Origin of the sequence: Sulfuricaulis limicola (assembly GCF_002355735.1) — a bacterium.
Classification (GTDB): domain Bacteria; phylum Pseudomonadota; class Gammaproteobacteria; order Acidiferrobacterales; family Sulfurifustaceae; genus Sulfuricaulis; species Sulfuricaulis limicola.
Map to the genome: position 1 here is coordinate 18,132 of NZ_AP014879.1, position 20,599 is coordinate 38,730.

The 20,599-nt window shown below is 64.3% G+C and carries 20 protein-coding genes; 10 read left to right on the forward strand and 10 right to left on the reverse strand.

Annotation, left to right across the window (positions count from 1 at the left end; genetic code table 11):
• Positions 1–93 precede the first annotated feature (93 nt).
• The 3 genes from SCL_RS00095 (at position 94) to SCL_RS00105 (ending at position 2,402) form a co-directional block, all read left to right on the forward strand.
• On the forward strand, positions 94–1,065 hold the full coding sequence (locus SCL_RS00095; protein WP_172425850.1) for an LpxL/LpxP family acyltransferase: 972 nt from the start codon (positions 94–96) through the stop codon (positions 1,063–1,065).
• Complete coding sequence (locus tag SCL_RS00100) at positions 1,058–1,972, forward strand: lysophospholipid acyltransferase family protein (RefSeq protein WP_096359032.1); 915 nt, start codon at positions 1,058–1,060, stop codon at positions 1,970–1,972. Before SCL_RS00095 ends, SCL_RS00100 begins: the two co-directional genes overlap by 8 nt.
• Before the next feature lie 64 nt (positions 1,973–2,036).
• Positions 2,037–2,402 (forward strand): hypothetical protein, encoded by a 366-nt coding sequence (locus SCL_RS00105; protein WP_096359033.1) that lies wholly within the window; start codon positions 2,037–2,039, stop codon positions 2,400–2,402.
• A gap of 24 nt (positions 2,403–2,426) precedes the next feature.
• Here the strand turns inward: SCL_RS00105 and SCL_RS00110 are convergent, their stop codons facing one another.
• The 7 genes from SCL_RS00110 to def form a co-directional block, all read right to left on the reverse strand.
• Positions 2,427–2,738 carry a tetratricopeptide repeat protein gene (locus SCL_RS00110; protein WP_096359034.1) on the reverse strand — a complete coding sequence of 104 codons (312 nt, stop codon included), beginning with the start codon at positions 2,736–2,738 and terminating at the stop codon, positions 2,427–2,429.
• 2 nt (positions 2,739–2,740) lie between these two features.
• Complete coding sequence (locus tag SCL_RS00115; RefSeq protein ID WP_096359035.1) at positions 2,741–4,108, reverse strand: sigma-54-dependent transcriptional regulator; 1,368 nt, start codon at positions 4,106–4,108, stop codon at positions 2,741–2,743.
• The gene (locus SCL_RS00120; protein ID WP_197702653.1) at positions 4,105–6,474 is read right to left on the reverse strand and encodes a sensor histidine kinase; all 2,370 of its coding nucleotides are present in this window, start codon (positions 6,472–6,474) and stop codon (positions 4,105–4,107) included. The genes SCL_RS00115 and SCL_RS00120 overlap by 4 nt, the downstream gene beginning before the upstream one ends.
• Positions 6,456–7,028, reverse strand: a complete 573-nt coding sequence (locus SCL_RS00125) for a DUF4390 domain-containing protein (RefSeq protein WP_172425851.1) — start codon at positions 7,026–7,028, stop codon at positions 6,456–6,458. Before SCL_RS00125 ends, SCL_RS00120 begins: the two co-directional genes overlap by 19 nt.
• The gene (rsmB, locus tag SCL_RS00130) at positions 7,006–8,352 is read right to left on the reverse strand and encodes a 16S rRNA (cytosine(967)-C(5))-methyltransferase RsmB (protein WP_096359038.1); all 1,347 of its coding nucleotides are present in this window, start codon (positions 8,350–8,352) and stop codon (positions 7,006–7,008) included. Before rsmB ends, SCL_RS00125 begins: the two co-directional genes overlap by 23 nt.
• Positions 8,324–9,277 (reverse strand): methionyl-tRNA formyltransferase, encoded by a 954-nt coding sequence (gene fmt, locus SCL_RS00135; RefSeq protein ID WP_096359039.1) that lies wholly within the window; start codon positions 9,275–9,277, stop codon positions 8,324–8,326. Before fmt ends, rsmB begins: the two co-directional genes overlap by 29 nt.
• Positions 9,278–9,376: 99 nt before the next feature.
• Positions 9,377–9,880, reverse strand: a complete 504-nt coding sequence (def, locus tag SCL_RS00140; RefSeq protein ID WP_096359040.1) for a peptide deformylase — start codon at positions 9,878–9,880, stop codon at positions 9,377–9,379.
• A gap of 165 nt (positions 9,881–10,045) precedes the next feature.
• Here def and SCL_RS00145 point away from each other — a divergent pair, with 165 nt between their 5' ends.
• From SCL_RS00145 to topA, 4 genes are all read left to right on the forward strand, one after another.
• On the forward strand, positions 10,046–11,161 hold the full coding sequence (locus SCL_RS00145; RefSeq protein ID WP_096359041.1) for a LysM peptidoglycan-binding domain-containing protein: 1,116 nt from the start codon (positions 10,046–10,048) through the stop codon (positions 11,159–11,161).
• 35 nt (positions 11,162–11,196) lie between these two features.
• A complete protein-coding gene (dprA, locus tag SCL_RS00150; RefSeq protein ID WP_096359042.1) occupies positions 11,197–12,354 on the forward strand; it encodes a DNA-processing protein DprA in 1,158 nt (385 codons plus the stop codon).
• Between the two features lie 28 nt (positions 12,355–12,382).
• A complete protein-coding gene (locus SCL_RS00155) occupies positions 12,383–12,865 on the forward strand; it encodes a Smg family protein (RefSeq protein WP_096359043.1) in 483 nt (160 codons plus the stop codon).
• Between the two features lie 179 nt (positions 12,866–13,044).
• Positions 13,045–15,378: a type I DNA topoisomerase gene (gene topA, locus SCL_RS00160; protein ID WP_096359044.1), complete on the forward strand. Its 2,334-nt coding sequence runs from the start codon at positions 13,045–13,047 to the stop codon at positions 15,376–15,378.
• 6 nt (positions 15,379–15,384) lie between these two features.
• On the opposite strand, the gene SCL_RS00165 is transcribed toward topA, so the two are convergent.
• Entirely contained in the window at positions 15,385–16,131 is a 747-nt protein-coding gene (locus tag SCL_RS00165) for a sulfite exporter TauE/SafE family protein (RefSeq protein ID WP_197702654.1), read from the reverse strand.
• Between the two features lie 83 nt (positions 16,132–16,214).
• Here SCL_RS00165 and mltA point away from each other — a divergent pair, with 83 nt between their 5' ends.
• Complete coding sequence (gene mltA / locus SCL_RS00170) at positions 16,215–17,351, forward strand: murein transglycosylase A (RefSeq protein WP_096359045.1); 1,137 nt, start codon at positions 16,215–16,217, stop codon at positions 17,349–17,351.
• 6 nt (positions 17,352–17,357) lie between these two features.
• Here mltA and SCL_RS00175 read toward each other — a convergent pair whose 3' ends face one another.
• A complete protein-coding gene (locus tag SCL_RS00175; protein WP_096359046.1) occupies positions 17,358–18,221 on the reverse strand; it encodes a hypothetical protein in 864 nt (287 codons plus the stop codon).
• A 19-nt stretch (positions 18,222–18,240) separates the two neighbouring features.
• Positions 18,241–19,356 (reverse strand): ribonuclease D, encoded by a 1,116-nt coding sequence (gene rnd, locus SCL_RS00180; protein WP_096359047.1) that lies wholly within the window; start codon positions 19,354–19,356, stop codon positions 18,241–18,243.
• Positions 19,357–19,460: 104 nt separating this feature from the next.
• Between rnd and SCL_RS00185 the strand changes: the two genes are divergently transcribed.
• Together SCL_RS00185 and SCL_RS00190 are read left to right on the forward strand one after the other, a co-directional pair.
• On the forward strand, positions 19,461–19,919 hold the full coding sequence (locus SCL_RS00185; protein WP_096359048.1) for a hypothetical protein: 459 nt from the start codon (positions 19,461–19,463) through the stop codon (positions 19,917–19,919).
• A gap of 151 nt (positions 19,920–20,070) precedes the next feature.
• A complete protein-coding gene (locus SCL_RS00190) occupies positions 20,071–20,568 on the forward strand; it encodes a hypothetical protein (RefSeq protein ID WP_096359049.1) in 498 nt (165 codons plus the stop codon).
• Positions 20,569–20,599 lie beyond the last annotated feature (31 nt).

Here is a 20,599-nt window from a genome sequence, read left to right on the forward strand (position 1 = left end):
GTCTTGCCTTAAGATATGTCTTGTCAGGAACAATCCAGCAGGGAGCGCAGCCCAAGCCGCCGCGCCGGCGATACGGCGGCATGCATCCATTTCATGAGCCCATCACGTTCGACGAAAACCAGGACCGACGGCCGGGATCAATCACCTTCCTATCTGACACTCAAGCTGCCGAAAAGCGCGTATGCGCCGCGCTGGTGGCCGAGCTGGCTGTGGCTGTTGTTTCTGCGTTGCACCGCGCTGTTGCCACTCGCCTGGTCGCGCGCGCTCGGCGCCGGCTTGGGGCTGCTCATGATGGTCACGAATGAAAAGCGCGCAAGCATCGCGCGTGTCAATCTCGAAATGTGTTTTCCGAAACTCAGCCTGCGCGAGCGCGAGCATCTGCTGCGGCGGCATTTCATCGTGAACGGCCAGAGCTATTTCGATCTCGCCTGGCTCGCGTGGACCTCGGAACGCCGTCTGCTGCGCAAGACGCACTTCCGCGGGCTGGAGCAGTATCACGAGCTGCGCGGACGCAACATCATCCTGCTCGCGCCGCACTGCGTCGGCCTGAATTTCGGCGGCACCATGGCCAGCCGCGCGCGCGCGACGTTCTCGATGGTCAAGCTGCAGCGCGACCCGGTGGTCAACTGGCTGCTCAACCGCGGGCGCATGCGCTTCGGCAGTTTCCTGCTGTCGCGCACGCAGGGCTTGCGCCCGGTGATCCGCGGGCTGAAACAGGGGCTCGCCTTCTATTATTTGCCGGACGAGGATTTCGGCCAGCGCCAGTCGGTGTTCGTGCCGTTCTTCGGCGTGCCGACGGCGACGCTGACCACGCTCGGCCGGCTCGCGCACATGACCAACGCGCTGGTGGTGCCGTGCTTCACGCGCCTGCTGCCGGGCGGGCGCGGCTACGAAGTGATCCTGAAGCCGCCGCTCGAGGATTTTCCCAACGGCGATCGCGTGCGCGATGCCGCGCGCATGAACGAAGCGATCGAGGAAGGCCTGCGCCCCATGCCGGAACAGTACCTGTGGACTTTCAAGCTGTTCAAGACCCGTCCGGGCAACGCGCCGTCGCCTTATGGCTGAGACCGGCCTGCGTCGCTTCCGGCATCCGCGCTACTGGCCAACGTGGGTCGGTCTCGGGTTCATGCGTGCGGTGAGCTGGCTGCCGTTGCCGGTGATTGCCTTGTTCGGGCGGGCGCTGGGCATGTTGTTGTATGCCCTGCATGCCCCGCGTCGGCGTGTGGTACACGTCAACATCCGGTTGTGTTTCCCGGAGCTGTCACCGGGGGCGCAGGCGCGCATCGTGCGCCGGCATTTCCGCGCCTTCGGCCAGACCTTGCTCGACATCGGCGTCGGCTGGTGGGCCTCCGAATCCCGCTTGCGCCGGGTGACCCGTTTTCGCGGGCGCGAGCATTACGACCAGGCGCTGCGCGAGAACAAAAACATCATCCTGCTGGCGCCGCACTTTCTCGGGCTCGACATCGGCGGCATACGCACCTCGGCCGAACGGCCGGTGGTATCGGTGTTCCGCCATCCGGACAACGAACTGATCGCGCATGTCATGCATCGCGCCCGCTCGCGCTTTGGGGCGCATCTGGTGGAGCACAACAAACCATTCACGGCGCTGGTGCGGCAGACGAAAAAAGGCATGCCGCTGTATTACCTGCCGGACCAGGACGCCGGCCGGCGCAACTCGGTGTTCGCGCCGTTTTTCGGCATCCCCGCCGCGACCTTCGCGGTGTTGCCGCGCCTGGCGCAGATGACCGACGCGGTGGTGATTCCCTGCGTCACGCGCCAGTTGTCCTGGGGGCGCGGCTACGAGATTGAATTCCGCCCGCCGCTGAAGGATTTTCCCTCCGGCGACGCGCTCGCCGACACCACGCAGATGAACCGGGAAATCGAAGCCGCGGTGCGGGAAATGCCGGAGCAGTATTTCTGGCTGCACAAGCGCTTCAAGACCCGCCCCCCGGGCGAGCCCAGGTTGTATTAGCCGTTTTTCTGGCCGGATTTGTCGTCTATCCTGTCAGGTAAGCCACCACTCATCAGGCAGGACCATGATCCGCTTCATCAACTGCGTGCGCCGGCGCGCCGACATCAGCTCCGAAGAGTTCCGCCAGTTCTGGAACGACCCGAAATTCGACGCCCTCATCGGCCGGGTGATGACGTACACGGGCGCGACGGGCCACGTGAAAGACCTGACGCTGATGGTGGAGGCCAACGTGCTGATGCGGGAGTGGCGCGGCGGCGCCGCGCTGCCCTTCGACGGAGTGCTGGAATATTCGTGGAAAAATGCCTCGCAGCTGCACAGCGTGCTCAACTCGGAACAATGCGGCGTGTTGATGCAGGCGATGCTGGAGTATCAGAAACAGTTCGTTGACCTCGAACACTCCTGCGCGTTTTTTACAGAAGCCAAAGAGTAGGTTGAACAACCGAAGTCCGCGCGACTATTTATGTAATCGTTTAAGAAAAACCGCCATCTCCTTCGCCGCCTGTTTGTCGCCTTTTTCTTCCGCGACTTTGATCCCATCCTCGTAGGCTTTAATCGCTTCGTCGTTGTGCCCGGCCTCGGCCAATGCCTTGCCGAGCAGTTTCCAGGCGGCGGAATATTTCGGGTCTTTTGCCACGGCCTGGCGCAGGTGTTCGGCGGCCTTGCCGGGTTGGTTGAGTTTCAGATATTCGCCGCCGAGGCTGTAGCGCAACAGCGAACTGTCCTGGCCGCGCGCGAGCATGGCTTCCAGGTTGTCGACGATCGCCATGCCTATTCCTTGGGCGGTTTGGGATTGACGCCGAGTTGCTTGAGCTTGCGGTACAGGTGCGTGCGTTCCATGCCGGACAGGCGCGCGACCTCGGCGACGTTGCCGCCGGTGCGCTTGAGATGGTGTTCGAGGTAGGCCTTTTCGAACTGGTCGCGCGCGTCGCGCAGCGGCATTTCCATGAGTGTTGGCGGATAGGATTCGGGCGACACCGGCGCCGGGTTGCCGAGGGTCTGCTCGACCTCGGCCTCGGTGACTTCTTCGCCACGATGCAGGATCAATAATCGTTGCACCACGTTGCGCAGCTCGCGCACGTTGCCCGGCCAGGAGTAATTGCGCAGCAGGTTGAGCGCACCGGTGGTGAATTTGCGGTACGCCAGGTGCTCGTTGTCAGCCATCCAGTTGACGTAGAAATTGATCAACTCCGGCACGTCCTCGTGGTGCTCGCGCAGGCTCGGCACGCGCAGCGGCACGACGTTGAGACGGTAATAAAGGTCCTCGCGGAAACGCTTTTCCTCCACCGCCTTGAGCAGGTCCTGGTCGCTGGCGGCGATGACGCGCGCATCCAGCGGGATGGGTTCATGACCGCCGACGCGGGTGAAGCGCTTCTGTTCGAGCGCATCCAGCAGGCGCGCCTGGGTGGCGAGATCGAGGCCGCCTATTTCGTTGAGCAACAGCGTGCCGCCGGCGGCCTGTTCGAAGCAGCCGGGCGTGACGGCGCCCTTGCTCTCCTGCCCGAACAGCTGCGCCGCCGCGTGCGCCGGCGTGACCGCCGTCAGGCTGACCTCGACGAAGGGGTGATCCTTGCGCGCGCTGTGGGCGTGCAGGTAGCGCGCCGCCACGGCCTTGCCGCTGCCGGCCTCGCCGGCGATCAGCACCCCGGCGTCGGTGGCGGCGATGCGCTCGATGTTATCGCGCAGCTGCTGCATGAGCGCGCTCTTGCCGGTGAGCGTGGCGGCGGGCTCGGCCTGGCGGCGCAGGCGCAGGTTTTCGCGGCGCAGCTTGTCATTCTCGAGCGCGCGCTCGATGGTCACCAGCAGCTTGCCCATGGATACGGGTTTTTCGATGAAGTCGTAGGCACCGAGGCGCGTGGCCTCGACCGCGGTCTCGACCGTGCCGTGGCCGGAGATCATGATCACCGGCATCTCCAGCGGGCCGGCCTGCGACCATTCGCGCAGCAGGCTGATGCCATCGGTGCCCGGCATCCAGATGTCGAGCAGCACCAGGTCCGGGCGCTGTTTTTTCACCGCCTCGCGCGCGGCCGCGGCGTTCTCCACCGCGCTCACTTTGTAGTGTTCGTCCTCGAGGATTTCCTGCATCAGCCGGCGGATGTCCGGCTCGTCGTCCACCACCAGGATGTAACCGGGATTCATGCCTGCGTTTCTCCCCGCGCCGTTTGGGAAACCGGCGGCGATTCGGCCGCCGCCGTGCCGGCCGGAAGCCGGATGATGACACAGGCGCCGCCTTCCTTCAGGTTATAGGCGCGGATGGTGCCGCCGTGTTCCTCGACGATGCGCTTGACGATGGCCAGGCCGAGCCCGGTGCCCTTTTCCTTGTGCGTGACATACGGCTCGTATAGGCGCGCCAGCAGCGCGTCCGGGAATCCCGGGCCGTTGTCCTGCACCGTGAGCTCGACGAAACGGTGATTATTTTCCCCCGCCACGCGCGTGCCGAGCCGGATCACCGGCCTGGGGGTGTTGGTCAGCGCGTCGCGCGCGTTGAGCAGCAGATTATGCAGCACCTGGCGCAGCCGCCCGGGGTCGGCCAGGATGCGTGGAAGCTGGTCGCCGAGATCGAGTTTCGTGGTGACGGCGCGGCTGGTTTTGCCCTTGCCGGTTCTGGTTCCGCGGTGCAGCGGCACCACGCCCGCGCCGCCGCGCGTGTTTTTGTAGAGCTCGACCACGTCGCGGATGAGATCGTTCAGATCCACCGGGCGCGATTGCATCTGGGCCGAGCGCGCGTACTCGGAGAAATCGTTGACCATGGTTTTCAGCGAGTCAACTTGTTCAATAATCGTGCGCGTGGCTCGTTCGAGCGTGTCGCGTTCCTCCTCCGGCACCTGGCGCAGGTACTTGTGGCGGATGCGCTCGGCCGAGAGCTGGATCGGCGTCAGCGGGTTCTTGATCTCGTGCGCCATGCGCCGCGCCACCTCGCCCCAGGCGGCCTCGCGCTGGGCCTGAATCAGCGTGGTGATGTCGTCGAACACGACGACATAGGCGCCGCGTTTTTCGCGCCAGGAAGGCAGCGATGTGCCGCGCAACATCAGGGTGCGGCGGTGATTGTTGACCGACAACTCGATCTGCACCTGCCATTCATCCTGCCCCGCGTTCGCGGCCTGTTCCACGGCTTCGATCAGCGGCTGCAGCGCCGGGTAGTTTTCCGCCAGCCAGGCGAGCGGCTTGCGCTCGCCGGCTCGCAGGTCGGCTCCGAGAATCTGGGCCGCCGCCGGATTGTGCGTGCGCAGCAGCAGGTGCTGGTTGAAGGTGAGCACGCCCGAGGACAGGTGGCCGAGCACGGTTTCGAGGTAGGCGCGCTGGATCTCGGCTTCCTGCTGGCTGCGCTTGGACTGCAGCTGCGCGCGATGGATGCGGCGCGTCATGTCGTTGAAGGATTCGACCAGGATGCCGAGCTCGTCGTGGCTGGTGACCGGGATCTGCTTCTGGTAGTCGCCCTGCGCCACCGCGTGCGTGGCCTCGGCCAGCTCGCGGATTGGCGTCGCCAGCCGCCGTGCGAAGAAGATCGCCGCCCACACCGCGATCAGCAGCGTCAGCAGCGCGATCAGCGACAGCGTCAGCGTGAAGCCGAACTTGAGCGGCCCGCGCAGGTACACCAGTTTTTCGTATTCGGCGAAGGCCGATTGCACCGACTCGCCGAGCTTGGCGTAGCGCGGAGGCAGCGCCTGCAGCACCTGCAGTATGCGCAGCGGCGCGCCCACGTCGCGTGCGTGCACCGGCACCACCACGCGTAGCCGCAGGCCGGCCTTGCCGATGGCGTCGAGATTGGACCAGGTCAGGCCCTGGCGCACCTGGGCCATGACGGAGTCACTCGGCCGGTCCGGCACCAGCGTGCCGGCCTCGAGATTGGCCTCGCTGCTGGACGCGAGAATCTGGCGGTCCTGCGTAAACAGCGTGAGTTCGGTAATGTTGTATTGTTCGCGCAGGGCGTTGAGCAACGAAAGCTCCGAAGGGTCGGCGCTGATTTTCTGCCGCAGCGGCAGGGTTTCCAGTTCCACCGCGATCTCCTGGGCGGTTTTCACCAGGTCCTGGCGTTGCGCGTCGAGCGCGGTGCGCCCGAGCAGCAGCGCGTCATCGAGCGCGCGCTCGATGCGCACGTCGAACCAGTTGTCGATGCCGCGGTTGAGCGCCTGGATGGAGAAATAGAACACCACCGACACCGGCACCACCGCCAGCACCACGAACATCACCAGCAGCCGCAGGGTCAGGCGCGTGCCGACCACGCGCGCGCGGTATTGCTCCGCGAAATGAAACAGGTTGAGCAGGATCAGCGCGATCAGCAGCACCGCGCCAAGGATGTTGACCAGCAGCAGCACCGAATACAGCCGCCCGAACAGCGCCGAGTTCTGCGCCGCCGCGTTCATCATGATGAAGGCGGCGATCAGCAGCAGCGACAGTACCGCCAGCGGCGTGAAACCGGTGACGTAACGGGTGACGGTGCGGTTCCGTCCCTCGGTCCGCAGGCGGGCAGTCCCGGTTTCGCTTTTCAGGGGGCGACTTTCCACGTGCTCCATCCGCTGTTGAGATGCCAGGTAAACGAGGTGTAGGCCACCGGCCGCAGGGGCGTGGGCAGGGCCTCGATGTCGAGACTGACGCGCAGGTCCACGGAATAGGCGGCGTCCGGCGCCGCCGGCGCTTCCAGTTTCAGTGCGACGCCGTTAAGCGCGCCCAGCTGCTTCAGCGCTTCCTGCAGTGTCAGCAGGCTGTCGCCCGATTCGGGCTCGGGCTCCATGGTGTTCACCAGATACTGGCCGGTCAGGGCGTGATACTGGATGCGGCGGTGCAGCGTCCAGTCGGCGATTTTGCGGTCCCACAGGAAGCGGCGCTCGCGGTACAGGTTGACCTCGATGACGACCTCGAGCGGAATGCCCTTGGCCAGCGCCTCTTCCACCTTGGCGTTCAGCCCCAGTTCGAGATTGCCGTTGAGGACGAGCGACCGCTCCACGAAGCGCGGCTGCATCTCGGTCACCTTGAAGTCGGCCAGCGCATTGCCCAGGCCGGCCAGCGCCAGCACGGCCGCGGTCCAGCGGTACCACTTAATTTTTGCGCAGTCTCGCATAATAGAATCCATCCATGCCGGCCTCGCCCGGAAGAATCTGCCGTCCCACGGCCCGTGCCCGGCCCGCCTCCGTCGTCAGGACGTCCTCGGTGGCGTCGGGATGACGCCGCAGGAAGGCCGTCATCTGATTTTCGTTTTCAGCCGGAAGGATCGAGCAGGTCGCGTATAGAAGCTTACCTCCGGGTTTGAGCAAGGGCCACAGGCCGTCGAGAATCTGTTCCTGCGTGGCGACCAGCCGCGACAGGTCCTCGGGACGGCGGCGGACCTTGATATCCGGATGACGGCGGATGACGCCGGTGGCGGAACAGGGGACGTCGGCGAGTACCCGGTCGAATCCTTGTCCGTCCCACCAGCTGGCCGGGTTCGCGGCATCGCCGATGACCGTTTTCGCGTGCAGCTTCAGCCGCGCGAGATTTTCCTCGATCAGCTTCAGCCGCGCCGGTTCGCGGTCGAGCGCCACCAGCTCCGCCAGCGCGGCCTGTTCCAGCAGGTGTCCGGTCTTGCCGCCCGGCGCGGCGCAGGCGTCGAGCACACGTTCCCCGGCTCGGGCGTCGAGCAGCGGCGCGGCCAGTTGCGCCGCCGCGTCCTGCACCGAGACATCGCCCGCGGCGAAACCGGGCAGTTCAGTCACGGCCATCGGTGATGCCAGCACCACAGCAGTTTCGCTGAGCGGGTGTGCGCTGGCGGCGATGCCGGCCAGGGCCAGGCGCGCCAGATACTGGTCGCGCGATTGGCGTAACCGGTTCACGCGCAGCACCATGGGCGGACGCTCGTTGTTGGCCACCAGGATCGCGGCCCAGTTGTCGGGCCAGTGATGTTTTATTTCCTTGAGCAGCCAGGCCGGGTGACTGAAGGCGGCTTCCGGGCGCGCGGCGATCGCCGCCTGCACGCGCGCCTCCTCGCGCAGCGCGGCGCGCAGGCAGGCATTGAGCAGATTCCTGGCCCAGGGTTTTTTGAGCGCGTTCGCGGCCTCCACCGTTTCCTGCACCGCCGCGTGCCGGGCCACGCGCATGAACAGCAGCTGGTACAGCCCGACCAGCAGCAGCGCGTAAACATCCTGGTCCTTCGGCTTGAGCGGCTTGTCCAGAAACAGCGTGGAAACGGCCGCAAGCTGGTCGAACCAGCGCAGGGTGCCGTAGCTCATTTCCTGCACCAGCGCGGCGTCGCGCGCCTGGGAGCGCGGCAGGGCGTCGAGGGTTTCGGTCAGCGCCGCGTCGAGATAGCGAGCCTGGACCGCGACCGCTTCCACCACCCGCGCCGCAAGTGCGCGCGGATTGGCCCGTGTGCCCGCGCGCTTAGCGGTTGGGGCTGCTTTGCGCTGCATCGCCCAGCCGGTCGCCGATGGCGGGTTTGTGACCGTTCAGGAAATCAGCGGCCGCCAGGATTTTGCCGCCCTCGGCCTGCAAGCGCGTGATAGTCAGCATCCCGTTGCCAGCCTGTACGCGGATCCCGGCGGCATCGGCCTGCACGATCGTGCCGGGCGCGCCCGCGCCGCCGCGCGTATCCAGGGGCGCCACCTCCCACAGCCGCAGGGTTTTTCCGCGCCAGTGGGTGCTGGCCACCGGCCAGGGATTCAGCGCGCGTAGTTTGCGATGCAGCACCGCGGCGGGCTGGGTCCAGTCGAGGTGCGATTCTTCCTTGCTTAATTTTTTGGCATAGCAGGCGCCGGCGTTGTCCTGTGGCTGCGGTGTGACGCCGCCGCGCGCCAGCTGGTCGAGCGTGGATATCAGCGTTTCAGCACCAAGTTGCGCCAGGCGGTCGTGCAACGTTTGCGCCGTGTCGGTGGCATGGATGGGTATCCGCGCCTCCGCCAGCACCGGCCCGGTATCGAGCCCGGCTTCCATCTGCATGATGCTGACGCCGGTTTCGGTATCGCCGGCCTCGATCGCACGCGGGATCGGCGCGGCCCCGCGCCAGCGTGGCAGCAGCGAGGCGTGCACGTTGATACAACCGTGGCGCGGAATGGCGAGGATGGATGGTGGCAGCAACAGACCGTAGGCGATGACGATCATCGCGTCCGGCGCGTCGGCGTGGAGAATTTTTTCCTCGCCGGAAATTTTTTCCGGCTGGCGGATTTCAATGCCGTGGGTTTGCGCGCACTGCTTCACGGGACTGGCGGCGAGCTTGCGCCCGCGTCCAGCCGGACGGTCCGGCTGGGTGTACACGGCGCGTATGTGATGGCCGGCGCGCAGCAGCGCCTCGAGCGCGGGAACGGCAAAGATGGGCGTGCCTGCGAAGATGAGATTCATGAAAGAAAATAGACAGGATTAACAGGATTTACAGGATTAAAACCGGAATTTTGAAATCCTGTTAATCCTGTCCATTCTTGTTTTTTCGCTGGCGAGAAGTTACATCGCCAACCGCTGCTGCTTTTCCAGTTTCTTGCGAACACGCGACTGTTTCAGGCGCGAGAGGTAATCGACGAAGACCTTGCCGTCGAGGTGGTCGATTTCGTGCTGGATGCAGGTGGCGAGCAGGCCTTCGGCCTCGATCTCGAACGCCTGGCCGTCGCGGTTCAGGGCGCGCACCCGGATGTTGTGGGCGCGCGTCACCGGCTCGTAGATGCCGGGCACGGACAGGCAGCCTTCCTCGAACTCCTGCTCGCCTTCCCGGGAAAGGATCTCCGGGTTGATGAACACCTGCAGCTGGTCGCGGGTCTGCGAGATGTCGATGACGATGACGCGCCACGGCTCGTTGATCTGGATCGCCGCCAGTCCGATTCCGGGAGCGTCGTACATGGTCGCGGCCATGTCGTCCACCAGCCGGCGGATGTCGTCGGTGACTGCCGGAACCGGGCTGGCCTGGCGCCGCAGACGGGGGTCGGGATAGTGCAGGATGGTGCGTAGGGTCATGCTATTTCAGTCGAATTCGGTTGTCTTGAGGTACTGCCAAACAGGTTCATCATCGGCCCAGAGGCCACTGAATAACAACAAAATTTGGCCTTTCCGGAGCCTTGGCGTTGCACCCAAGCATGGACTACACTCAAAACGTCATCAGATTACACGGAACGTGGACGAATGTCGCCTAAGCCTCTACTGGGAACCCGCTTTTTCCATCTTATTATTATTGCGTTGCTCCTGAGCGTTTCCGCCCATGTGCGGGCGGACGTGGTGCAACTCAAGCCCGATCACCCCGAGCGCTATACCGTGGTCAAGGGCGATACCTTGTGGGACATCTCGACCCGCTTTCTCAAGAGCCCCTGGCACTGGCCGCGGATCTGGAAAATCAACGAGCAGATCCGGAACCCGCACCTGATCTATCCCGGCGACGTGATCGTGCTGACCTGGGTGGACGGGCAGCCGGTGCTGAGCGTGGAACGCAAGGGTTCGGAGCTGCCGTCGTTGCCCGAATCCGCGAAGGCGCCCGAAGCGGTGGTGGAACGACGTGTCGACGATCGCACGGTCAGGCTCTCCCCGCAGACGCGCAGTGAACCGCTCGAAGCCGCCATCCCTACCATTTCGCCGAATGCCATCACACCGTTTCTGACGAAACCGTTGGCGGTGGACCAGGATGTGCTCGAGCAGGCCGGTTACATTACCGCCGGGCTTGATGACCGCATCGCGCTCGGTGACACCAGCCAGTTTTACGCCCGCGGTTTGAAGGAAGGGGCCGAAGAGCATTACCAGATTTTCCGGCCGGGCAATCCAATCCGTCATCCCGATACCGGCGAGCTGCTGGCCTACGAGGCCATGTACCTTGGTGACGCGAAACTGCTTGAGCCGGGCGATCCGAGCAAGCTGGTGGTGACCTCGGTCAAGCAGGAGATTATCCCGACCGATCGCCTGCTGGCGGCCCCGAAAAAGGCTTCGTTGCCCTATTACTACCCGCATCCGCCCAAGACCAGGGTGGAAGGAAAAATCGTTTCGGCCCTGAACGCCGTGGGCGAAATCGGTCCGCAGAGCGTGGTCGGCATCTCGCTTGGCACGCGCGAAGGCGTCGAGGAAGGCAGCGTGCTGCGCGTCATGCGTCATGTCGGCACGCACAAGGACCCGCTGACACACGAACGCTACCAGCTGCCGGACGAGGAGTCGGGGCTGGTGATGATTTTCCGCACCTACGAAAAAATCAGCTACGGCCTCATCATGACGGCCACCCGCCCGGTGCGCCTGATGGACACGGTCATCACCCCCTGACGTAAATTATTCCACCCTGGGTTAGACTGCGCACCATGACCGGCGCGCCGTCCAACTCTTATGCCCGGGCGAACGAAGCCGGGCGACCTTTATCCCGCGATACCCTGGCGCTGTGGCTCACGCTGCGGCGCCTGCCCGGCGCGGGCACACGCACGCAGCACGAACTGCTCGAACACTTCGGTTCGATCGAAAATATTTTTTCCGCCAGCCGCGGTCAGCTCGATAAACTGCTGGCGGGAAAGCACGAAGCGATAAGCGCCATTCTCGATGGTCCCGGCGCGCAAACTTTCCAGTCCGAATTCGACTGGCTGGAGCAGCCCGGCCACCACCTGCTGGTCTGGACCGACACCGACTATCCCGCGCTGCTGCGCGAAATCGCCGATCCGCCGGTGATGCTTTATGTCATCGGCCGGCGCGAAGCGTTGTCGAATCCGCAGCTCGCCATCGTCGGTAGCCGCAATCCGAGTCCCATGGGGCGGGAAAACGCCCAGGCCTTCGCCAAAAGCCTGGCCGGCGCGGGACTGACCATCACCAGTGGACTGGCGCTGGGCGTGGACGGCGCCGCCCACCGCGGCGCGCTCGCGGCCGGTGGCAGCACCGTCGCGGTGACCGGCACCGGCCTGGATCGCGTGTACCCGGCGCGGCATCGCGAACTGGCGCACGAGATCGCCGCGCGCGGCGCGCTGGTGTCCGAATTCGCGCTCGGCACGCCGCCGCTGCCGGAGAATTTTCCGATCCGCAACCGTCTCATCAGCGGTCTTTCACTGGGTACGCTGGTGGTGGAGGCGGCGCTGCAAAGCGGTTCCCTGATCACGGCGCGCCTCGCGACCGAGCAGGGACGTGAGGTGTTCGCCGTTCCCGGCTCGATCCACGCGCCGCAGGCGCGCGGTTGTCACGCGCTCATCCGCCAGGGCGCGAAGCTGGTGGAGACGGCGCAGGACATCCTTGAGGAACTCGGTCCACTCGCCAGCGTGGCACGCGCGTCAGCGCCGGAAAACGCCGCGCCGGTGCCGACACTCGATGCGCCGATGGCGGCGCTGTTGCAACAAATCGGTCACGATCCGGTCAGTGTGGATGTATTGATCGAACGCAGCGGATTGACGGCGGATGCCGTTTCCTCCATGCTGTTGCAAATGGAGCTGAACGGACTGGTGTCGAGCAGTCCGGGTGGCAAGGTTCAAAGGATTTCCTGACGCGACGAGAGCCGGACGCAAACGACTGATGAAAGAAAATGTTTTCGATGTGCTGATGTACTTGTTCGAAAACTACATGGATGAAGGCACCGAATTCCAACCCGATCAGGAAGCGCTCACCCACGAACTGACCCAGGCCGGTTTCCACCGCGGCGAAATCCGCAAGGCGTTTTCCTGGCTGGACGGGCTGTCGTCGCTGCGCGAGCACGGCACGGACCGGTCGCCGGCGGCCAGGTCCGCCGCCATACGCCATTACACGCCCAAGGAACAGGAACGTCTCGACGAGGAATGCCGCGGCTATCTGCATTTCATGGAGACCAGCGGCGTGATCGACCCGGCCACGCGCGAGGTCATCATCGACCGGCTGATGGCGCTGGAAGCCGACGAGATCGCACTGGACCAGATCAAGTGGGTCATGCTGCTCGTGCTGTTCAACCAGCCCGGACAGGAGTACGCCTATCACATGCTCGAGGACCTGGTGTTCGACGAAATGCAGGGCCATCTGCATTGATTTCCAACATCATTCGTTCTTCGTTTCCGTCGTTTCCGATCCGCTGTTGCTGTCTTGCGACTTGACAAGCCCTGCCGGTTATCGTCAACAATTCGGGTCTGACACGATCCGGGCGCGCATGAATTCGCCGCAAGGTGCGCAGCGCGGAATTTTTTCACTGTGGTGATTGAGTCAAACGAATGCCAAAACATCTGATTGTGGTGGAATCGCCGGCCAAGGCCAAAACCATGTCCAAGTATCTGGGCAAGGATTTCACCTGCCTGGCATCCTATGGCCATGTGCGCGACCTGATCCCGAAACAGGGCGCGGTGGAAACCGAGAACGATTTCGGCATGAAGTACCAGCTGATCGAGAAGAACAAGAAACACGTCGACGCCATTGTGAAGGCCATGAAAAAGGCCGATTCGCTGTATCTCGCGACCGACCCGGACCGCGAGGGCGAGGCGATTTCCTGGCACCTGCATGAAATCCTGAAGCAGGAGGACGTGCTGGACGACAAGCCGGTACACCGCGTGGAATTCCACGAAATCACCAAGACCGCCATCCAGCACGCGATCGAATCGCCACGCCAGCTGTCCGGGAACCTCATCAACGCGCAGCAGGCGCGCCGCGCACTCGATTACCTGGTGGGTTTCAACCTCTCGCCGCTGCTGTGGAAAAAGGTGCGCCGCGGCCTGTCGGCCGGGCGCGTGCAGAGCCCGGCGCTGCGCCTGATCGTCGAGCGCGAGGAGGAAATCGAGAAATTCATCGCGCGCGAATACTGGACCATCGAGTCCGATCTCAACACCAAGGGCAAGGACTTCGTCGCCCGGCTGACCCATTTCAACGGCGAGAAAATCGAGCAATTCACGGTCGACAATGGCGCGCGCGCCGCGGAAATCGACGCCGCCCTGAAGACCGCGGCCCAGGGCAAGCTGGAAGTGTTGTCAGTCGAGAAGAAGCAGCGCCGGCGCAATCCGGCCCCGCCCTTCACCACCTCCACGCTGCAGCAAGAGGCCTCGCGCAAGCTCGGCTTTTCCGCCCAGCGCACCATGCGCACGGCGCAGCAGCTGTATGAAGGCATGGATCTCGGTCATGGCGAAGTCGTCGGCCTGATCAGCTATATGCGTACCGACGCGGTGAACCTGGCGAACGAAGCGGTGGCGGAAATCCGCGAAGTGATCAAGGACCGTTTTGGCGCCGACAACCTGCCGGACGAACCGATCGTGTACAAGAACAAGTCGAAGAACGCCCAGGAGGCGCACGAAGCCATCCGCCCGACGTCGGCGGCGCGCACCCCGGACGCGGTCAAGGATCACCTGAAGCCGGATCAGCTGCGACTCTACGAGCTCATCTGGAAGCGCACCATGGCCTGCCAGATGGTGCCGGCGGTGCTCGACACTGTCACCGTGGACATGGCCGCCGGGGAGGGCAACGTGTTCCGCGCCAACGGCTCGACCGTGGTCAAGCCCGGCTTCATGGCGGTGTACCAGGAAGACATCGACGACAAGCCGGCGGATGCCCCGGAGGCCGCCGCCGAGGACGAGAAACTGCTGCCGCCAATGGAAAAAGGCGAGACGGTGGAACTCAAGGCGATTCGCCCGGAGCAGCACTTCACCGAACCGCCGCCGCGTTTCTCGGAAGCCAGCCTGGTCAAGGCGCTTGAGTCCTACGGCATCGGCCGGCCCTCGACCTATGCCTCCATCATTTATACCCTCGAGAGCCGCGAATACGTGACGCTCGACAACCGCCGTTTCAAGCCGACCGACGTCGGGCGCGTGGTCAACAAGTTCCTGTCGGAACATTTCTTCCACTACGTGGATTACGATTTCACCGCGCGCATGGAAGACGACCTCGACGCCATCTCGCGCGGCGAGAAGGAATGGAAACCGGTGCTGCAGGAATTCTGGGTGGATTTCAAGAACCAGGTGAAGGAGAAGGAATCGGTGGACCGGCCCGGCGTCGAAATGATGGAAGAGGCCTGCCCCAAGTGCGGCAAGAAACTGGCCAAGCGTCTCGGACGCAACGGCTACTTCATCGGTTGCACCGGCTATCCCGACTGCAACTACACGCGCAACGTGGACGACGCCGTCGGCGCCTCGAACGAGCCCGAGATCGTGCCCGACCGCAAGTGCCCGAAGTGCGAGTCGAACCTGGTGATCAAGCGCGGGCGCTACGGCCGCTTCATCGGTTGCAGCAACTATCCCAACTGCAAGCACATGGAGCCGCTGGAAAAACCCGCCGACACCGGCGTGGAGTGCCCGGAGTGCAAGCAGGCGACCATGCTCAAGCGCAAGTCGCGCTACGGCAAGGTGTTCTATTCCTGCGCGCGTTATCCCGACTGCAAGTACGCGGTGTGGAACCCGCCGCTCAAGGAACCGTGCCCGCAATGCGGCTGGCCGATCCTGAGCATCAAGACCACCAAGCGTCGCGGCGTGGAAAAGGTCTGCCCGGTCAAGGAATGCGGTTTCGCCGAGCCGTATGAGGGCGAGGTGCCGTTCGCGGAACCACCCAAAGTCGCGGCTGGAGTTTGAAACGGTTCAGGCGGTGATCGCCATTTTTACGGCAGCGATCACCAGCACGACGCCGAGCAGCTGACGCAACCGCACCGGCGCGAGCCGTCGCACCGCGAGTTCCGATCCCACGAGCGCGCCCCCAACCGCCGCCAGCATCATCCATGGCAGGCCACGCGGCAAGTTTGCGCCGGTCGTGATGAGACCGGCCAGGCCGGCAATGGAATTGATCAGGATGAAGGCCGCCGAAACGGCCGCCGTGGTTCGCATGTTGGCCCAGCGCAGGAACAGCAGCAACGGGCTCAGGAAAATTCCGCCGCCCACGCCGGTCAGTCCGGAAACGAACCCGAGACCGGCGCCCACCGGCAGCGCCACTCCCGGATGCGGTGCCTCGCGTGTCGGCGGTTCGTGGCTGGCCAGGAGCAGGCGCCACGCGGCTACGAGCAGCGCGACGGCAACGAGGTACTGATAGGCGCGCTCATGCAGTTGTATCGCACCGCCGAGAAACGCAAGCGGGATCGAGCCGAGCGCGAACGGCCAGAACAGCCGCGCATTGAAAAAGCCGGCGCGCCACAGGCGCGTGAACACCAGCCCCGCCACCACGATGTTCATGGCGAGCGCGGCCGGTTTCATGAGTGAGGCCGACACGCCGAACAGCGCCATGGCGGCGAGATAGCCGGAGGCGCCGCCGTGGCCAACGGATGAATAGAGCATGGCGGCCACGGCGATAAAAACCAGCAGCCACGGGAACAAGGATGGGTCGAGCGATTCCAAGTTGGTGCTTAGTGGCGCGAAGGGATATGACGTGCTAGAAATCAGACGATGTTTGAAGCATCCATCTTATCTTGAGTTCTCGTGTGAAAAAAACGGTCGATAAACTGGTTGTCGCCGGTGCGCTTTGCCTGCTGGCTTCCTGCATCAGCGCGCCGCCGCGCGCGCCTGGCATCGGTCAGCCGGTTCCGTGGACGCAGCTCCCGGGCTGGCAGGACGAGCGCCTGGCGCAGGCGTGGCCGGCGTTGCAGAGCAGCTGCCAGAAAATGCCCGCGCGCGATGCGCGCTGGGGCGAGCTGTGCGCCGACGCTGCACTGTTTCCCGCCCCGGATGATGACACGGCGCGTGCCTTTTTCGAGACGCGCTTTGTCGCGCATGAGGTGTCCGGCAGCAACGACACTGCCGAGGGGCTGATCACCGGTTATTACGAGCCGTTGCTGCACGGGAGCCGGGGCAAGACCAGGCGCTTCCGCTACCCGGTGTACGGACGGCCGGACGATCTGGTCGTGGTGGACCTCGGCGCGCTCTATCCGGAATTGCAGGGCAAGCGTTACCGCGGTCGGCTGAACAACAATCGCGTGGTGCCCTACTACTCGCGCGCCGATATCAGTAACGGCAAGCGCCCGCCCGACGACGCCGTGATCGCCTGGGTCGATGATCCGGTGGCGCTGTTTTTCCTTGAAATCCAGGGCTCCGGCCGCATCCGCCTGCCGGACGGGAAGATGCTGCACGTCGGTTACGCCGACCAGAACGGCCATCCCTATGTCGCGATCGGGCGCACGCTGGTCGACGCCGGGCTCATGAAGCTGGAGGAGGCGACCATGCCGGCGATCCGCGCCTGGCTCAAGGCCAACCCGGAGAAGGCGCAGGCGGTGCTGAACAGCAACCCCAGTTATGTTTTTTTCACCCTGCGTGAGCCGGACAGCCTGGGTCCGATCGGTGCGCTCAACGTGCCGCTGCAGCCGGAGCGCTCCGTCGCCGTGGATCCGAATTTCATCCCGCTGGGCAGCCCGGTGTGGCTCGATACTTCGCTGCCGGGCAATCGCGATGCGCGCCCGTACCGGCGGCTGGTGTTCGCGCAGGACACCGGCGGCGCCATCCGCGGTCCGGTGCGTGCCGATCTTTTTCTCGGTTTTGGCGAAAATGCGGAGCGTACCGCGGGCGCAATGCGCCAGCGCGGAAAACTCTTTGTGTTGCTGCCGGCTGATCGAAAAATAAACTGAATAATTTCAGCGGGCGCGTGCCGCATCGCCGCAGCCGCCAGCGCGGGTCACCGGATAAAGTTTGAGCTCCCCATTCATCAGCGTCGTCTGATCCACCACCAGTTGACCCACGGCGTTCACGTTCTCGCGCACCGGCGGGGACCGGATATCGGCCGGTGCGGATTTGAGCCACAGCGCATGTGCGAGTCCCGCGCCATTAGCGGCCGCCTCGGGACGGGCTGCCAGCAGCGACGTCAGCCAGGCGCGACCCAGACGTGAGGTGGTGGATTTGGCGGCGGCGATGCCGACGACATAGGTCCACGCCTCCGGCGCCGACTCCATCGGGCGCGTGTAATAGTAAGCCGCGTTTTTGAGCACCGCGCGCCCGTCGATGGCGGGCCGCGCGATGGCGATCAGGCGCAGCGGCGCCACACGCACGTACCCGCTGAACATCACGCCTTCCGGATATTGTCTGGCCAGCGACTCCCAAAGCTGCGCCAGTGTCGCCGGTTGCTGCAGCCGAAAACTCGCCATCGGCTCGCGATCGGGTGAAACATAGGCAAAACCGCTGGACTGAAAATAACGGTTGCTGACCGTGGCGAAATATTTCGGCGAATCGGTGCGCGTGGTGCGCACCCAGGCCAGACCGCCCACGGCCACGGCGTCGCCCAGGCCCTCCCAGCCGCCGATGGCGGCCGAACCCAGGCCGAACCGCATGGCTTCGGCGTCCAGATAGATTTCCTTCAGTGAATCGGGCACCCGCGCCTGGGCGCGCGCCGTCAGATCGCCGGCCACGCAGGGAACGGCCGGGCGCCACCATAGCGGCCCGAAAATGATCGCGGCCGCGACGCCCACTCCGAGCAGAATGCCAAGCTCTTTTTTCAGCGACATCGGTTCAGGATTGTCCGTTTCAGGTGGCTGTCGCCGCTGCCGGATTGCCGCAGAGCTGCATCAGTTCTTCGCCGATCAGCGCGCGCCGCCAGCCGCGCGCCAGGCTGCCGCTGCTGTCGCCGGCGATGAGTTTAAGCAATTCGCGGCGCGGTGCTATCAATGTCGCGCTGATTTTTATTTCCGCGGCGACGGCACGCACGCGTGTCTGCAGTTGTTCGTACAACGCCTGCTGCCGGCGATCGGGACGCTGTGGTTCTTCCCACAGGCGTTCGGGCTTCAGCTCCAAGCCGTGCTGTATGACTTGCAGAATTTCCTCGCCCCATTTGCGTGCCGGCGGCCCGCCGATGCCGGCGATGCGGCCGAGCGCCTCCGGGGCGGTCGGGGCGACCAGGGCGGCTTCCACCAACGCGGTGTCGGCGACGACCCAGCCGCGCGGAAGATTATGCTGCTGCGCCGTGAGTTCGCGCCACATCGCCAGTTCGCGTAACAGCGTCTGCGCCGCCGGCGGCAACGACTGGCCCTGCTTCAGGCGGCGCCACGCCTCGCGCGGATCGTTGCGGTACAGTCCGGGATCGGTGAGCGCGGCGCATTCCTCGCGCAGCCAGTCGGTGCGCCCGAGGGCTTCGAGTTTTTGCGCCAGGAACCGGTACACGTCGCGCAGGTAGCGCACATCGTCTTCGGCATAGTGCAATTGATCTGCTGGAAGCGGGCGGGTCTCCCAGTCGGCGCGCGTGTGCAGCTTGGGCAGCTTGTGGCCGGTGATGGATTCCACCAGCGCGCCGTAGCCGATCTGATCGTCGTAACCGCACAGCGAGGCGGCGATCTGGGTGTCGAACACCGGCGCCGGCGGCGCGCCGCGGATGTCGGCGAACACCTCGAGGTCCTGGCGCGCGGCGTGGACGACCTTGAGCGTATGCGGCGCGTAAATCATCTCCAGCAGCGGCTCGATGGTCGGCAAGGTAATGGTATCGACGCAGGCGATCTGCTCCGGGGTTGCCACCTGCACCAGGCACAGGCGCGCGTAATAGGTGCGCGTGCGCATGAATTCCGTGTCCAGCGCCATCCACGCCTGCGCGCGCAATGCCTCGCACGACCGTGCCAGCGCCGCCGGATCCTGAACCAGTGATTCCGTCATGATGGGTTCACTGCTTTTTGCCTGCCATGATTATCGAAGTGTATGCATTTCCTGCGCCCGGCCCAACTGCGGGTCTGGGGCGCCGGTTTTTGGTTTATGCTTGGATGATGAACCGGTGCGATTGCCAGATAAACAAACCGGGGGCTGCCTGGATCGCCGGTTTATGGCTGGTCCTGGGGCTGGCCGCCTGCAATCCGTTCTGGAGCGCGCCGGAGTCGCGGGCGCGGGATTTCATCGAGGCCCTGGTGACATCCCCGGCGGAGATCCAGCCGCTGCGTGACATCGCCAATCTCCCGCCGGAGCAAAATCCCGACGCACTGATCAGTGACCTCTCCGCCCGTGTCGGCCTGGATTTTCTGCGCGCCCGCCAGGCCCAGGGTGTGTCGCTGAAGTTCGTGGCGGGTGAAGCCCGGCCGGTGGATGACGCGCACCGTGCGGTCGTGATCCATGTCGCCTACCTGCAACCCGGAACGCCCGTGGCCGGCGAAGTCCGGTTTCTGGTTCGACTCGAGAAAGACGCCCAGGCCCGCTGGCGCATCGCCCGTGTCACGGGTGATAACTAGAAATTGTCTCAAATAAATTTTTTGAAACCACAGATAAACACGGATGAACGCAGATTAAGATAAGCAAAATTATCCGTGTGAATCCGTGTTCATCTGTGGTTACGAATTCTTTGCTGATTTTCAGACGACTTCAAACATTACGTACCGGGCAATGCCATTGAAGACATTGATCGATATCTGCCTGTTGCGCGCCGCGCCCCAGGATCTGCCGGTATCCCGCGCCGGGATGATCGGGGCGCTCGCTGCCTATGCGGCGGCGGGGGTGGTGGGCGTGCTCGACGTGCTGGCGTTCGAAAACGCGATCGTGGCGGCCGTGGTGGACACGCTGCTGCTCGCCGCCGTGACGCACCTGGTGTTGCAATGGCGGCGCCTGGAAAACCGCCTGACCCAGACGCTCACCGCGCTCGCCGGTTGCGGCGCCGTGCTGTCGCTGCTGGCCTGGGGCGCCGCCGGTCTTGCCCGCGAAGCATTTCAGCCGGAATGGATATGGGCGGTTTTCCTGCTGTGGTATACGCTGGTATTCGGGCACATATTGCGGCACGCGCTGTCTATCACCCTGGCAGCGGGCATCGCGGCGAGCCTTTTGTATCTGATTTTCTCGATAGGCGTGACGGGCGTGTTCATGAATCCGGCGCCGGTGACAAACTGATAATGACAGAACGAACGAAGCGGAGCGGCGC